This is a genomic window from Pseudomonas sp. NFACC32-1, from assembly GCF_900101215.1.
Classification (GTDB): Bacteria; Pseudomonadota; Gammaproteobacteria; order Pseudomonadales; family Pseudomonadaceae; genus Aquipseudomonas.
This window is the reverse complement of record NZ_FMUL01000017.1, coordinates 1-16923: the sequence shown is the minus strand read 5'-3', so window position 1 is coordinate 16923 and position 16923 is coordinate 1. Positions and strand designations below refer to the sequence as shown.

General features: G+C 66.5%; 3 protein-coding genes. All 3 read right to left on the bottom strand.

The genetic code is table 11. The annotated features are described in order from the left end of the window. Position 1 precedes the first annotated feature (1 nt). The gene (locus BLP99_RS21950) at positions 2-3853 is read right to left on the bottom strand and encodes a non-ribosomal peptide synthetase (protein ID WP_092181727.1); all 3852 of its coding nucleotides are present in this window, start codon (positions 3851-3853) and stop codon (positions 2-4) included. Beyond that, positions 3850-14055 (bottom strand): non-ribosomal peptide synthetase, encoded by a 10206-nt coding sequence (locus BLP99_RS21945; RefSeq protein ID WP_092181724.1) that lies wholly within the window; start codon positions 14053-14055, stop codon positions 3850-3852. Before BLP99_RS21945 ends, BLP99_RS21950 begins: the two co-directional genes overlap by 4 nt. An 89-nt stretch (positions 14056-14144) precedes the next feature. Next, positions 14145-16923, bottom strand: a 2779-nt coding sequence (locus tag BLP99_RS21940; RefSeq protein WP_143007971.1) for a non-ribosomal peptide synthetase, incomplete at its 5' end; no start/stop codon positions are given.

Sequence of the window (16923 nt, the reverse complement as noted above, 5' to 3'; positions counted from 1 at the left end):
TTCAAACAGCTCCGTCAGGTGTGATGGTCTCGAGGCAGGCGGCCAGTTGCTCATGCAAGGCGGGTTGCTCGAGAAGGGTCAGGTGTTGCGCAGCGATGACCTGTCGAGTGAACGGCCCACTGCTCAAACCTTCCCAGTGCGGGTCGGCGAAGGCAGCCTCGGCCAGGGTATCGCTGGCCCACCATACGTGTACCGGGCAGCTTAACCGCGGTGGCTCGAAAGTCGACAACAGATGCTGCGTATGCTGCTGGTAGCGCAGCCGGGTCTGCAGATGGTCCCAGCTGTCGCCATCGAGCTGCAGGCCTTGCTGACGCGCCCACTGGGCCAGCTCCGGCAGGCGCTGCACGGCGGGCAGGGCAGCCAGTTGCGTCATCAGGGCCGTCAGGGTCGATGGCGGCAGCTGGCGCAACACGGCCTGGCTGTCGGCCGTCAGGGAGAGAACCGCCGATTCCCAGAGCGCTTCGACGCTGTCGTCCGCTTCTCGATGCTGGTATTGCGAGTCGAGGATTGCGAGCAATGCCACGGTTTCGCCCTGGCTCTCCAGGCGGGCGGCCGCGGTAATCGCCAGCAGGCCGCCCAGGGAGAATCCCAGCAGGTGATACGGGCCGTGTGGCTGCTGCTGGCGCAGCTGTTCGACGTAGATCGTCGCCAGTTGCTCGATGTCTCCCCCCAGCGTCGTGCTGTCGTCGTTCAGGTAGGCCGCCTGCAGTCCCCACAATTGCCAGCCCGATAACGGTGCCAGCAGGCAGCGATAGTCCTGCACATGGCCGGTGGAGGGGTGGAAGCAGAACAGCTTGGCGCTCTGCACCGAGGTAGCGTTGGGGGGCGATAGCCTGACCAGGGGCGAGAGCTTGAGTTCGGCCTGCACCAGTGCCGCGAATGCCGAGACGCTGGGGGCGTTGAACACCGCATTGACCGTCACCGGGGCCGACAACGCGCTCTGCAAACGGCTGGCAAGCGTCACCGCCGCCAGGGAATGCCCGCCCAGTTCAAAGAAGTCATCGTCGATGCCCACCCTTTCCAGGCCCAGCACCTGCGCCCAGATATCGGCGAGCAGCGCTTCCAGAGGAGTGCGCGGCAGGGCGCTGCCTACGGTGTCCAGGACCTTGTCGGCCCACTGCTGCAAGGTCTTGCGGTCCAGCTTGCCGTTACCCATCAGGGGCAAGGCTTCGACGATCCGCAAGGTGGGCAGCATGTAGTCCGGCAGGCAGTCCTGGGCCTGGCCATGGAGGCGCGCGATGGTGGTCGAATGCCCGGGCACGAGGGTCAGGAAGGCGAACAGTTGCTGGCCGAGCTCACCTCGGGACAGGCATTGCACCGCCGCCTGGGCGACGCCTGGAAGGCGAACCAGCTGCGCCTGTATCTCATCGAGTTCCACCCGGAAGCCACGGATCTTGACCTGGCGGTCCGCGCGTCCGGTGATTTCCACGCTGCCATCATGGAGATAACGCGCCATGTCACCGGTGCGATACAGGCGTTCGCCGAAAGTGGCGGCCGGTTCGATAAAACGATCGGCGTTCTGCTGGTCATCCAGGTAACCGCGGGCCAGTTGCGGACCGGCGATGTACAGTTCCGCGCTCTGGCCGGGGCCCACCAGTTGGCCTTGTTCGTCGAGCAGGTACAGGCGCATGCCGTCGAGACGGTCGTCCAGGGGCAGGCAGCGATAGTCCACGGCTGGCTCGGTCTTGTGCATCGCCACCCCGACGGTGGTTTCGGTCGGGCCGTAATGGTTGAAGATGGCCAGGGCCGGTGCGAGCTCGCGAATGCCTTGCAGCAGGCGGCGCGAACAGCTTTCGCCGCCGAGCACCAGTTGCTTGCGGGGCAGTACCGCGGCGCCTTGGGCGTGCATCAACCAGGCGTCGAGCAGCGAGGGCACGACTTTCAGGTGGTCGATGGGGTACTCGGCCTGCCAGGCGGCCCAGGCCTGGGCGTCCATGGCAGTGTCCTTGTCCAGCAGGTGCAATTCACCTGCGCTGAGCAATGCCGGGAACAGCAAGGTGTAGCCCAGGTCCGCCGCCAGGGAAGTGACCACCGCGCTGCGTTCGCCAGGGGCCAGTCGCAGGCGCCGGGACACGCTGTCGACATAACTGGCCAACTGGGCGTGTTCGACGATGACGCCCTTGGGCGTGCCGGTGCTGCCGGAAGTGAACAGCACGTAGGCGGCATCCTCGGGTTGGATCCGGGCGTCCACCACGGCCGTGGATGCCTGCTGCCAGATCGCTTCATCCCTCAGGTCGAGGCTGCCGGCCGAGGGCAACGCGGGCGCGCTGCCTGCCGAGCCGCTGAGCACGAAAGCGGGCCGGGCCTGCTGCAGGATCGCCAGGGAGCGTTGCGCGGGCTGGTGCACGTCCAGGGGAACGAATGCGGCGCCACTCTTGAGCACGGCGAGCATGGCCAGGATCATCTGCGAGGAGCGATCCAGGTACAACGCCACGCGGTCTTCGCGGCCGACGCCCTGGGCGCGCAGGTAATGCGCCAACTGATTGCTGCGGGCCTGCAATTGAGCGTAGCTCTGGTGCCCGTTGGGGTCGCGCAGCGCCAGGTGGTCGGGGAAGCGCGCGGCGCACGCCTCGAAACGCGCCGGCACGCTGGCAAACGAGGGGGCCGTGACCTGGCCATGCAGGGCCGCCAGGGTCGCCTTGAAGCTCGGCGCTTGTAACGACAGTCCGGCCAGGGGTTTTTCCGGATTGGCCAGGGCATCGAGCAGCAGCGACTGGAACTGCTCCAGCAGCGTGCGTGCGGCTTGTTCGCTGTAGCGGCTCGGCAGGTGGCACAGGTTCAGGCGGTAGCCGTGGCCGACGGTCTCGTTGCGGGTCGTCTCGACAACCAGCAGCAGCTCCATGCCCGCCGGGACCGCCTGTGCATCCAGTACTGAGAGGGTCGAGGCAGGACTGCCCAATGCAGGGAGTCGCTCCGGCAGTTGCCCGCCCCATTGGAAACCGTAGCGCAGCGTTTCGGCCGGCAGCGGGGTACTGACCCCGCAGTACTCCTGCCATTCGGTGGCTTGCTCGCACAGGGCCTGCAAGTTCGTCAGCGCCTGGGCAAAGCCCCGGTCCGTGGCCGGTTGCCAGCGCAAGGGCAACGGCTTGGCGAACAGGCCCCAGCAGTCTTCGAGTTCCTCGTAGTCGTCACGGCAGTCGTGCACCCAGTTCAAGGTCAGTGGCGGACTGTCCACCGTGCCCAGGCGCTGCAACAGGGCGCCCCAGGCAGCCATCAGGACATGCTCGGGGGATGCCCCGTGACGCTGGCAGAAACTGTCCAGGGCCGCATTCACCAGGGGGCCGGCTTGCTCACGGGTGGTCAGCGGGGTGTCCGGTCGATCGGTGCGCACCTGGCGATACAGCAGCTCGCTGGCGGTCGGTTCGTTGAGGGCCTGGCTGGCCCAGAAGCGCCGGCCCGGCACAGCGTCTTCATCGGACTGCAGCTCGTAGAGCCAGGCGCTGTACTGGGTGTAGGTCATGGCTTCGTCGTCGGGCAACGGCGCATCCGCCGTGCCCAGGGCCCGAGCCAGGCGCAGCAGGGTGCCGCGATCCGCGCTCAGGCCGGGCAGCTGCAAGGTGACCCGATGCCTGTCGGCTCCGAGCGCTTGCACATCGACGCCGATCACGTCCGTGGCCGTGACGGCCGCCTCTATCACCTGCAACGGCAGCAGCAGGCCCGGCTCAGGCCGCACCCGCAGGCGCAGGGCCTCGTGGCAGGCGCTGAGCGCGGCCAGACGCTGCTGCAAGCGTTCCAGCGCCAGCGCCCCGGTGATCTCCAGTTCCAGGCGCACGGGCGGCAAGCCCGCCAGCCATTGGCTGCGTTGCTGCGGCGAGAGGGCGAAGGCTTCTTCACGCTGTTCGTAGATCGTCATGCCTGCACCTCCGCATCCGACGCCGATCGGGCTTCAGGCACAGGCCCCGTCAGCTCTTCACGACGCATCATCTGGCCCATGGCGACGCAGATCTTGCGTTCGCCCTCGAAGGGGTCCCGGGCATGGGCCACCAGCATATTGTCCAGCATGACCATGTCGCCCTTTTGCCAGGTAAAACGTACGGCGCAGGCTTCGTACGCTTCGCCGATCACTTGCATGACAGCGTCTTCGATCACGCTGCCATCGCCGTAATAGACATTGCGGGGCAGGTGGCCGGGGCCGAACAGGTTGATCAGGTTGGCGCGCACTTCAGGCTCCAGGCAGGCGGTGTGGTGCAGTTGCACCTGGTTGAAGAACGACAGTTCGCCGGTCTGCGGATGAGCCACGATGGCCGGGCAATGCTGGGCGATGCGCAGGTTATCGGTACCGAGCCATTCCCAACGCATGCCCGAGGCGAGGCATTGGCGTTCCACTTCCTCGCGCTGCTCGGTCTTGAAGAAGTCCTGCCAGCGCACATCCAGCTTGTCGGTGAAATGCCGCACGTACAGCAACCCCAGCGCCTTGAAGCGCTCGACAACGTCTTCGGGCAACCGCGCCAGGACCTGGCGGCAATCGACGATGGGCGTACAGCCGCCACGCGGAGCGGGAGTCTCGCAATAGAACCACTGCTTGCGCGGCCATTGGGGCAGGTGCGAGCTTTCGTTGTGGAAGAGAATCATGTGTTGTTCCGGGTACGGCGTGGAATGGTAGATGTTCTTGCCGGAGGTGTTCTTCGGCAGGTCACCGTAGGTGCCGTAGAGATCAGGCTCGATGGCCTGGGCGAATTGCTCGAAGGCTGCGGCATCCGGCAGGTTGAAGCCGCGGAACAGCAGGCCGCCGTGGGTACGCAATTGAGCATTGATCCACTCCCGGGCCTGCAGCGCCCAATGCACCGGGTCCAGGTCGCCGAGCAGCGGTTCGATCACCAGGGGCAAGGGATTGTCGGCGTCGAGATGACGGGTGCGCACCTGTTCGTGGGCCACTTGGCTCACGGCCGTGGCCCGGGTCTGCTTGAGCTTGCTCAACTTGGACTGCTTGCGTGCGCTGCGCGCGGTGGCATCGTCCGGCGCCCCTTCGGCCTCGGCCGATGGCGCGTTGTTCCTGGCGGCCTCGACGCCCCAGCTCCAGTGATCCAGGGCCTGGCCGGGGGCCGAGGCCAGCGCTGCCAGCAGGCTTTCGAAGCCTTGTTCGAAGCGCTGGACCGTCGCTTGCTGCAATACACTGGTGCGATAGACCCAACGCACGTTCAGGCCTTGCTCCTCGTCTTCCTCGACGAATACGGCCATGTCGAACTTGCTGCTCTCCTGGCGAGCCACCAGGTGTTCCACGTCCAGGTCCGGCAGGCTGGCGTTGCCGCTGGGGGTGTTCTGCATCACGAACAGCACCTGCACCAGCGGGTTGACCCCAGGCGTGCGCGGCGGCTGCAGTTCCTCCACCAGCTTGTCGAACGGCACCTGCTGGTGCTGGAACGCCGACAGGCAATCCTCGCGCAAGCGTTGCAAGCGCGCATCGAAGCTTTCGCCCTCGTTGAGGCGGGCCCGGATCGGCAGCACGTTGACGAAGAAGCCGATGAGGTTTTCCAGGGCCGGGTGCTCGCGGTTGGCCAGGTCGGTACCGACGATGAAGTCATTGGCGCCGGTGGCACGCTGCAAGAGGCTGTTGAACGCATTGAGCAAAACCATGAACAGGGTCGCCCGCTGCTGTTGCGCATAGGCCTTGAGCACCTGGGCCTGGGCCGGCGTGAAGCGTTGTTCCAGGGCTGCGCCCTGGTAGTCGGGCCGCGCCGGGCGCGGGCGGTCGAGGGGCAGCGGGATCAGCGTCGGCGCACCGTCCAGCTGGCGGCGCCAATAGTCGATTGCCCGCGCCAGCAGCCGTTGCTGGGCTTCGCTGCGCTGCCAGTAGGCATAGTCGGCGAACTGCACCGGCAATGTCGGCAAGACCGGTGTCGAGCCGTGGCTGAACGCCTGGTAGCCGGTAATCAGTTCCTGCACCAGGATACCCATGGACCATGCATCGGTGGCGATGTGGTGCAGCACCAACTGCAGCACGTGATCGTCCGTGCCCAGGCGCAGCAGGTGGGCCCGCAACATCGGCGCCTGTTGCAAATCGAACGCCCGCCCGGCCTGTTCGTCGATCAGGCGTTGCAGGGTTTGTGCCTGCTGTTCGCCGTCCAGGTGAGCGAGTTCGGTGGGCGTCAGGTCAAGCACGGGTGCCGGGCTGATCACCTGGCACGGCTGGTCGCCGTCGAGCTGGAAAGCGGTGCGCAAGGATTCATGGCGCTCCAGCACACACTGCAGCGCCGCTTGCAGCGCGGCGATGTCCAGGGCTCCACGCAGCCTGACCGTGGTAGTCATGTTGTAGGCGGCGCTCGGGCCTTCGAAGCGATCCAGGAACCACAGCCGTTGTTGGCTGTAGGACAGCGGTAGCGGCTGGTTGCGCGGTGCCAGGGCCATTTCGGCTTCGCCATCGGGCTCGGCCTGTACGGCGAGCTGCTGGTCCAACGCAGCGGCCAGTTGCTCCAGGGTCCCACGTTCGAACAGCGTGCGCAGTGGCAGGTTGACGTTCAACCGCCGACGGATGCGCGACAGCACCTGGGTCGCCAGCAACGAGTGCCCGCCGATGGCGAAGAAGTCGTCGTGTACGCCAACCTCGTCCAGGCCGAGGATCTCCTGCCACAGTGCGGCCAGGACTTTTTCGGTCGGCGTGCGTGGCGCCACGCACTGCTGCTGTGCGTTTTCGTCCTGAGGCACGCCCAGGGCGGCGAGGGCACGGCGATCGACCTTGCCATTGGCATTCAACGGCAGTTGCACAAGCGCCAGCCAACGGGCCGGCACCATGTAGCTTGCCAGTTGCTTGGCCAGGTAAGCGCTCAAGACCTGCTGCGCGGGTTCGTCGCCCAGGTCCACGGTGTCGTCGAGCACGTACCAGGCCACCAGTTGCAAGGAACCCCGGGCATCGGGCAGGGCCAATACCGCCGCGCTGTCCACCGCCGGATGCTGCATCAGGCGGTTTTCGATTTCACCCAGCTCGATGCGGTGGCCGCGGATCTTGACCTGCTGGTCGCGGCGACCGAGGTATTCGATCACGCCATCCTCACGCATGCGGCCGATGTCGCCACTGCGGTACAGGCGTGCGCCTGCCTGGAATGGATGCGCAACGAAAGCTTCACGGGTGCGTTGCGGGTCGCGCAGGTAGCCGCGGCCCACGCCGACGCCGCCGATGCACAATTCACCGGGTACGCCGACGGGAACCATGCGCAGCGCCGAGTCGAGGACGAACACCTGGTTATTGGCGGTCGGCTTGCCGATGGGCATGTGCAGGCAGTCGTGGGCCGGCGCCTCGGTGATGGGGTGGAACGCCACGTCATCGGAGCATTCGGCCGGACCGTAGGCGTTCATCAAGGCGACGGCCGGGAAACGTGCGAACCAGTCCCGGGCCAGGGCCGGGGGCAAGGCTTCGCCAGTGGGCAGCAGCCAGCGCAGGCTCGCCAGGGTGTGATGGGCCTGGCTTTCCTGGAGCATGCCGCGAATCAGCGCCGGCACGGTCTCCAGCAGCGTCAACCGGTGTGCCTGGACCGCATCGAGCAGAGCCACCGGGTCGTGGGCCTGGGCATCGGGAAGAATGTGGACCGTGGCACCGAACAGTGGCGCGGCGAGGAACTGCCAGACGCTGATGTCGAAGGCCGCCGAAGCCGTCTGGGCGATGCGATCATGCTCATCCAGGCCCAGGCTCGGCACCTTGCCGAACATGTTGTTGAGCATGCCGCGCTGTTCCACCATGACCCCTTTGGGGGTGCCGGTGGAGCCCGAGGTGAAGATCACGTAGGCCAGTTGGTCAGGGGAGTGGGCGTAGCCGACCGGTTCTTGGGCGGCGCCGTTCCAGAGGGCCTGGGCAACCAGGCAGGTCGGTTGCTGGCGCATCTGTGGCAGGACGTTGTCCAGGGTCGATGCGGCATTTTCGCAGACCAGCAGCAGTGGGGCCTCGCCCAGGTCCAGCAGTTCGGCCAGGCGAGTGCCAGGCTGTTGGATGTCCAGGGACTGGAACGCCGCACCGGCCTTGAGCGTGGCGACCATCATCGTCAGCAAGGCCAGGCCACGTTCGGCAAACAGCGCCACCAGGGTTTCCGGACCGGCACCGGCCGCTTGAAGGGCATGGGCGATGGCATTGGCGCGACGGTCCAGTTCGGCGTAGGTCAGCGACTCCCCCTGGCAGACGGCGGCGATGTGCTGCGGGCGACTGCGCACCTGATCGGCGAACAGCGACGCATAGCCACGCTCCAGCGGGAACTCGACGGCGCTGCGGTTGCATTCGATCTGCAGCTGCTGGCGCTCCGCTTCCGGCAGCATGTGCAGGCTGCCCAGTGGGGCCTGGGGTGCCTCCAGCATGCCCGACAGCAGTTGCACCAGATGCCCGAGCATGCGCTGCACGGTGGCGGTGGTGAAGCGCTGGCTGTCGTAGGACAGGCGGATGCCCAGGCGATCGCCCGGATACAGCACCACGGTCATCGGGAAGTTGGTGTGCACCCGGTCTTCGTAGATGTCGATGCTGAAGGCGTCGAGCTGCACGCTGCTGATGTCCAGCGGGGCGTTTTCGAACACCACCAGGCTGTCGAACAATTGCTGGCCGCGCGGCACCTGGCTGCAACGCTGGATGTCCACCAGGGATGCGCTTTCATGTTCGCGCAACCGGGCGTTGTGGGACAGCAGGGCCTGCAGCCAGTCGGCCACCGGTGCCTGCGGGTCCACGTCGATGCGCAGCGGCAGGCTGTTGATGAACAGCCCGACCATTTCTTCCACCCCGGCCAGGTCGGTCGGACGACCGGCGACGGTCACCCCGAACAGCACGTCGCGGTTGCCGCTGTAGCGCGACAGCAACAATGCCCAGGCGCCCTGGATCCAGGTGTTGGGAGTCAGCTGGTATTGCTGGCAGAGCTGCTGCAGGCGCTGGGTCTGGGCAATGCTCAGGGTATGGTCGAAGTCTCCCACCTGTTCCGGCGCCTGCTCGGGACGCGCCACGGGGCTGTCCACGTGCAGCGGCGTCGGTTCGCTGAAGCCGGCCATCTCGGCCTGCCAGAACGCGTGGGCGGCGGCCATGTCGTGACGCTCCAGCCAGCTCATGTAGCCACGGAACGAGCGCAGGCGAGGGCGAGCCACCGGCTCCTGGCGCACGATGGCCTGGTAGATCGCCAACAGGTCTTCCATCAGCAGGCCGAAGCACCAGGCATCGGTGAGGATGTGGTGGAAGCTGCGCACCACGGCAAAGCGACGCTCATCCAGCTGGAACACCCGCAGGTGAGTCAGTGGTGCGCAGGCCATGTCGAAGCCTTGCAGGCGTTGCTCTTCCAGGGCCTTGTCCATGGCCAGGCGCTGCTGTTCTTCGTCGAGATCACGCAGGTCCTGCCAGTCGAATGCCCGATGGGTCTGACGGTACACGCACTGCAGCGGCTCATGGTCGTCCTGCCACCAGAACGCGGTACGCATCATCGGATGGCGCTCGAGGAACAGTTGCCAGGCCGCTTCCATCGCCGGACGCTGCATTACGCCGTCCCAGCTGTAGCGTTGCTGCATCAGGTAGATCCCGCTGTGAGGTTGCAGCAGGGTGTGCAGCAGCATGCCCTGTTGCATGGACGACAGCGGGTAGACGTCTTCGATGTTCGCCCAGTCCAGGGGCTCGGCGGCCAGGGTCGCCGCCTGCTTGTGGCACAGTGGGAAGGCCTGGCTGGCGGGGCGCAGGTCAGGCGTGTCGGTCAGTTCGGCGAGTTCGATCAACCGTTGCACAAGCCTTGGCGCCCAGTCGGCCGCCAGCGCCCCTTGGCTGCGCAGGTGCAGGCAATCGTCCTGCCACCAGGCGTCCAGGGTCAGGGGGCACGAGGCCGCCGGTGACGGCGCCGCCTCGACCCGGGCCAGGATGCCACGCTCTTCGCGATGGCTGTCCAGATCGCCCTGCCAGCGGATGGCGATGGCGGCTGGCGGGAGGTCGCGCAGCGGTTCTTGCAGGTAGGTATTGTCCGACAGATAGCGCAGGGCACCATAGTCGACACCATGCTGAGGATACGCCCGCATCTGCCCGACCAGGGCTTGCAAGCGTTGCAGCCGGCTGTCGCCTTCGGGCTGGAGGAAGTACGGCACCGCCAGGGTCAACGGACCCAGGATGCGCGCCGGGTCGAAGTCGGCCACGGCAATCGGTGCGTTGGCGGGCAGGCGCTCGACCCGGGGACGAGCCGCCTGCACGCTCAGGGCCAGCAGGCCTTCGCCGCACACTTCACGGCAGTGCTCGGCCACGGCGCTGGCCAGCAGGCTGTTCCAGTCCAGTTGCAGCACCTCGCCCAGGCGCTTGAGGGCCGCCGAGGTGGCGGCCGGCAGCGTCTGTTCGACCACGCTGGGCGGTTGTTGGCCGTCAGGCAATTGAAGCGGCTCCATGCCGGCGTATTGCAGCCAATGCTCCCAGGCGTCGTCCAGTCCATCACCCTGGGCATGGGTCTGCTGGTGGCGGGTCCACTGGCTGAAATCACCGCCGACGTGGGACAGGCGCACTGGCCGTTGGTAACGCAGTTGGGCCAGCGCCAGGTTGAGGTCGTTGAGCAGCAGCTCCCAGGAGGCTTCGTCCAGGCACAGCGGGTGCGCGGCCAGCAGCAGGAATGGCTTGCCCGCCACCTCCAGCAGGCTGGCATGCAGGGTCTGGCCGGCGTCCAGCGCCAGTGCGTCGACGCCGGCCTGGGCCAGGGCCTGCAACTGTGCCGGGTCGTTTGCCGCGAGTGTCCCGGTGGTGACGGCCGGGGCCTTGGCCGTTGACAGCACCCGTTGCTGCCATTCCCCATCCGGTTGGGCCTTGAGTGCCAGGCGCAATGCCTGGTGGTGATGTTGCAAGGCGCCGATGGCCTGGCTCAGCAGCTCGCCGTCGACCGCCTGGCTCAACGCCACGCAACGCCAGGTCGCCTCCAGCGGCCCCTGTTGCAAGCGGGCCAGTTGCCCGGCGGCCAGTGGCAGCTCATGACCATCGGCGTTGCTTTCGGCCACGCCGTGGCCGGCGTCGGCGCCCAGTACACGGGCGATGTCGGCGATGGTGCGGTTCTCGAACAACTGGCGTGGAGTGAGCTTCAAGCCTTGCTGGTTGGCCCGGGCGATGATCTGCAGGTTGATGATCGAATCGCCGCCGAGGGCGAAGAAGTTATCGTGTACCCCGACACGTTCGAGCTTGAGGACATCCTTCCAGATCTGCGCCAGCAGCGCCTCGACTTCGTTGCGTGGGGCCACGTGGGTGGCGCTGTCGTCGCTGGACTTGTGGGGGATCGGCAGGCGCTGTACGTCGACCTTGCCGTTGCGGGTCAGGGGCAATTCATCGAGGGTGATGAAGTGCGCCGGCACCATGTAGTCCGGTACTCGCGCCCCCAGGTCGTTACGCAACTTGGTGGCGGACAGCGACTGGCTGGCCACCAGGTAGGCCACCAGGCGCAGGCTGCCGTCCAGTTCCACGGCACGCACCAGGGCTTGCTCGATCAGCGGCGACAGGCGCTTGAGCTGCGCTTCGACTTCGCCCAGCTCCAGCCGGTTGCCGCGGATCTTGACCTGGCTGTCGATCCGGCCGAGGAACGCCAGTTGACCGTCCACCTGCCAGCGTACGCGGTCACCGGTGCGATACCAGCGTTGCTGGTCTTCATCGAGCAGGAAGCGTTCGGCGGTGAGGTCCGGCCGGTGCAGGTAGCCCCGGGCCAAGGCGCCGTTGATCAGCAACTCACCGCAGACGCCGGTCGGCACCAGACGACCGTTGGCATCCACCACACGCACTTGACGATTGGGCAGCGGCCTGCCGAGAGCAATGCTGCGCAGGCCTGCGGGCAGTTCGGTGGCAATCGCCCCGACCGTCGCTTCGCTCGGGCCATAGTGGTTGAACACCCTGAGCCCTGGCGCCAGGTGGTTCACCTGTTCCAACAACCCCGGGCTGAGAGCGTCGCCGCCAAACACCAGCAGGGTGCGGGGCAGCAACCGGGCATCGGGAAGCGCCTGCAACAGGCCGGCCAGGTGGCTCGGGGTGATCTTCAGCACATCCACCGGGTGCCGGTCGAACAGTTCAGCCAGCGCCAATGGGCTGAAACCGCTGTCTTCATCCACCAGCAGCAGGCTGCCGCCGTTGCACAGGGCACCGAACAGCTGGGTGTGACCCAGGTCGGCGGCGATGCTGGACAGCAGGCCATAACGGGCCGCCGCCGGAGGGTTGAGCACCGCGTGCACGGCTGTCAGGTAGTCGACGATGGACCGGTGTTCCACCACCACTCCCTTGGGTGTGCCGGTGGAGCCCGAGGTGTAGATCACATAGGCGGCGTCCGTCGGGCTATGGGCCACGGCGGGTGGCGTAGCCGGCTGGCTGGCGATGGCCGCAGCCTGTTCCTCCAGCCAGAGGGCCGGCGTGCGTTCGGCCAGGCCTGCGAGCAGTGGCGAAGGGGCGGCGCCTATCAGTAGCGCGGCGCGGCTGTCCACCAGCACATCGGCCAGACGGCCGGCGGGCTGCTTGATGTCCAGGGGCAGATAGGCCGCGCCGGCCTTGAGGACACCCAGCAAGGTGACCACGAAATCGACACTGCGCTCCAGGGCCAAGGCCACCACGCTGTCCTGGCCGATACGCCGGGCGCGCAGATAATGGCCGAGGCGGTTGGCCTGCTGATCCAGCTCACGGTAGGTCAGCGCCACCTGACGGTCCCGGACCGCCAGCGCCTCGGGGTTCGCGGCCGCCTGCTGTTCGAAGCGCTGGTGCAGGCAGGCCAGGGGCACCGGCAGTTGCACACCACGTCCCTGGACCCGCAACTGCTGGCTTTCCTCCGAAGCCAGCCATTCCAGCTCGCTGACGCGGCGCTGTGGCTGCGCGGTCATCGCCAACAGGATGCTGCGCAACTGCGTCGACAGTATCGTCACCTCGGCATCGCTGAAGCGGCTGCGGTCGTAACTGATCAGGTAGTGCAGCTGCTTGTCCGGCATCACAATCAGCGAAAGCGGGAAGTGGTTGCGGCCCTGGGTGAGGGTCAGGCCTTCGACCTGCTGGTCGTTGGCCGGCGCGCTGAAGCTCAGGCCACCGGTGTCCTGGTTGAGGGCATCGGTCACCGGGAAGTTTTCGAATACCAGGATCGAATCGAACAGCGCCTGTTCAGCAGCAATGCGCGACATTGACTTGAGCTTGCCCAGGGGCAGGTAGGCGTGGTGGCGCAAGTCGCTGTTGGCCTGCTGCAGCTGTTGCAACCAGTCCACCAGGGCCGGGCCCTCGGACCATTGCACGCGCAGCGGCAGGGTATTGATAAACAGCCCGACGATGCCGTCCACCGCGGCCAGGTTTTCAGGACGGCCGGCGACGGTGACGCCATAGACCACGTCGTCACGCCCCGCATGCTGGCCCAGCAGCAGCGCCCAGGCGCCCTGGATCAGGGTGTTGATGGTCAGGTCGTTCTGGCGCGCGAAGTGCGACAACCGCTCGGTTTCGCTGGCGTCCAGACGGCTTTCCCGCTCGGCGAAGGGGGCGCCCGAGGGCGCTGCCTGGCGTTCGGCGAAATGGGGCAGCGGGGTCGGCTCGCTGACATCGTGCAATTGCTCGCGCCAGAAGCCTTCGGTGGCGGCCATGTCCTGCTCCGCCAGCCAGGCGATGTAGTCGCGATAAGGCCGGGTCGGCGCCAGGTTGGCAGGGCGGCCGTGAGCCTGTTCGTAATAGAACGCCAGCCACTCCTGAACCGCGATGCCCACGCTCCAGCCATCCATGAGAATGTGGTGGAAGGTCCAGATCAGGTGCCAGCGCTCGGGGGCCAGGCGTACAAGGCACACGCGCATCAGCGGCGATTCGTTCAGTTCCAGGGGCTGGGCCCGTTGCTCCAGCGCCAGTCGCTCCAGGGCTGCCTGGGGTTCGGCCTGGTCCTGCCAGTCCAGTTCGGTCAGGGGCAGCGCCACGTCCTGCTGCACCACTTGATAAGCATCGTCCAGCTCTTCCCACAGAAAGGCACTGCGCAGCACGGCATGGCGCTGCATCAGCGCCTGCCAGGCGCCGCGAAACGCGTTCAACTGCAGCGGACCGTTCATTTCCAGGCTCAATTGCTGGTAATAAACCCGCGAATCCGGTTCATAGACGCTGTGGAACAACAGGCCGTGCTGGGTCGGCGAAAGGGAGTAGATGTCTTCGATGTTGTTCATGCTTGCTTGGTCCATTTCAAAGGCTTGAAACACAGTGAGCGTCAGTCAGGGGGCCGCGGTGGTCGAGGACCCCGCGGCCGCATCGCTCGCTAGCTTTGGGAATTCGGTTTGGTCTTGAGCTTGCCCAGCAGCTTGTCCAGGGATTTCTGGTTCAGCGCCTTGGCCAGCGGGAAGTCCGATGGCATCAGCGCACCGGCCTGGGGATCGAGGCAGTGCTCGACCAACACCTGCAAACGTTCCAGCAGGCGAGCGGGCAACTGGCGGTCGATGGCTGGCGTGACGCTGTGCCACTCGACGCGCAATACGCCTTCCTCCAGCCAGGCCACCACTTCCCGGCCATGGGTCACCCGGTTGGCGGGAGCCACGTCCGGTGGCGGAGTCAGGCTGCTGGGGCGCAACCAGCCCTCGGGCGTCTGCTCATGGCCTAGGTAGTTGAACAGTACATCGCCGCTGCTGGCCGGCAATTGACCCCGCTGGCGCAGCAGCCCGTAACCCAGGCCCTGGCCCGGCACGGCGCGCAAGGCTTCCTTGGCGTTACGCACCTGGTCGCCCGGGGCGCCGCTGGCATTGACCCGCAATGGGTACAGCGTGGTGAACCAGCCGACGGTACGGCTCACGTCCAGGCCGTCGAATGGCGCATCCCGACCATGGCGCTCCAGGTCCACCACGATGTCGCTGCGGCTTTCCACCTCGGCCAGGGTCGCGGCGAGGGCGGCGATCAACAGTTCTTCCGGTTGCGTGCGGTAGGCCGCGTGGGCCTCGGTCAGCCATTGATGGGTACGAGTGGCATCCCAGCGGGCTGACAGGGTCTGCCGTTCGGCCACGGTGGCCACAGGCGCCGGGTTCGCTCCCGGCTGGGTGCTCCAGTAGCGCTGTTCGGCGCTGACCTTGATGGCATGGGCCTGCAAACGCTCCGCCCATTGACGGTAGGACGTGGTCTTGGCCGGCAACGTCGGGTTTTCGCCGCGTTCCAGGGCCGGGTACAGGTGCTGGAAGTCTTCCAGCAACGGCGTCCAGGAGACCGCGTCCACCACCAGGTGATGGGCCACCAGGTACAGGCGTTGCGGTGCGCCTTCCAGCAGTGCGGCGGCAAACAGCGGACCGTCCTGCAGGTCGAGGCTGCGGGCCACGTCCAGCAGCTGTTCGGGATGTTCGCAGCAGGTCAGTCGTGCAGGTGCCACGGGCGCGATGCGCGCTTGCCATTGTCCCTCGACCTGGGCGAAACGCAGGCGCAGGGCGTCATGGTGGGCCACCAGTCGGTCCAGGGTGGCCTGTACCACGGCCGCGTCGAGACGTCGCTCGCTGTCGGCCAGCACCGACTGGTTCCAATGGCCGGCCTCGGGCTGCTGTTGATCGAAGAACCACTGGTGCAGCGGCATCAGCGGCATCGTACCGGTCACATCACCCTGTTCGGCCTGGCTCAGCAGGGCCGTGGTCACCTGGGCCAGCGCCGCCGGGGTCGGCGAGCGGAACAGGTCCCTCGGGGTGAGGGCATAACCCTGCTCGCGCAGGCGGGAGATCAGTTTCAGGCCAAGGATCGAGTCACCGCCCAGGGCGAAGAAGCTGTCCGAGGTGCCGACCTGCTGTCCACCGGTCAGGGTTTCGCCGAGCAGTTCGCCGAACAGTTGGCAAAGCAGGCGCTCCAGGTCATTGCGCGGTGCCGCGTAGTCTTTCTGGGTCTGCGGCAAGGGCAGCGCCGCCAGGGCCTTGCGGTCTATCTTGCCGTTGCTGTTCAACGGCAAGGCCGGTACTTCGACCCATACCGAAGGCACCATGTACGCCGGCAACTGGGCCGCCAACAGGTTGTCCAGTTCCGATTGCACGGCGCTGCCGCTGTAGAACGCCACCAGGCGGTTGTCGATGACCAGGGTGCAGGCAGCGGTGATCGCCGGCAGGTCCAGCAGGGCCGCATCGATTTCCCCCAGCTCGATGCGCTGGCCCCGCAGCTTGACCTGATGGTCGAGACGTCCCAGGTATTCGATGTTGCCATCGGCCAGGAAACGGCAGCGGTCGCCGGTGCGGTACAGGCGGTCGCCGGCCACGAACGGGCTGGCGAGGAAGCGTTCTTCGGTCAGGTCCGGGCGTTTCAGATAGCCACGGGCCACGCCGACGCCGCCGATGTACAGCTCGCCGATGCTGCCGATGGGCAATGGCTGCATGGCTTCGTCGAGGATGTACAGGCGCAGGTTGGCGATGGGCTTGCCGATCGGCACGATTGTGTCGTCCGCCGAGCAACGCCAGACCGAGACGTCGATGGCCGCTTCGGTGGGGCCATACAGGTTGACCAGGGCTGCCGGGTGCTGGCCCATGAAACGCCGCACCAGGTCCACTGGCAAGGCTTCGCCGCTGGCGAACACCTGGCGCAGGCTGTGGCAATTCACCAGGCTCGGTTCCTCGACGAACGCCCGCAGCATGGACGGCACGAAGTGTAACGTGGTGACCTGTTCCTGCTGGATCAACTGGCTGAGGTAGGCCGGGTCACGGTGGCCGTCCGGACGGGCCACCACCAGGGTGGCGCCGGTGATCAGCGGCCAGAAGAACTCCCATACCGACACGTCGAAGCTGTACGGGGTCTTCTGCAGGACCCGGTCGTTCGGGCCGATCGGGAAGGCGTCCTGCATCCAGTACAGGCGGTTCATCAAGGCGCCGTGTTCGTTCATCACGCCTTTTGGCTGGCCGGTGGAACCGGAGGTGTAGAGCACGTAGGCCAGGTCATTGGCGGCGACGCTGATGGGTTCGAACGCCGGGGCCTGGGGCAGGGCGTCGAGGGTCCAGGCCAGGTGCCCGGCCGGCAGGCGCTCCAGCCACTGCGCCTGGGTCAGGGTGACCTTGGCATCGGCGTCCTGGATCAGGAAGGCCAGGCGCGCG

Excerpts from the sequence above, each read along its gene's own strand:
- BLP99_RS21950 (WP_092181727.1), bottom strand. The coding sequence starts at position 3,853 with ATGACGATCTACGAACAGCGTGAAGAAGCCTTCGCCCTCTCGCCGCAG.
- BLP99_RS21945 (WP_092181724.1), bottom strand. The coding sequence starts at position 14,055 with ATGAACAACATCGAAGACATCTACTCCCTTTCGCCGACCCAGCACGGC.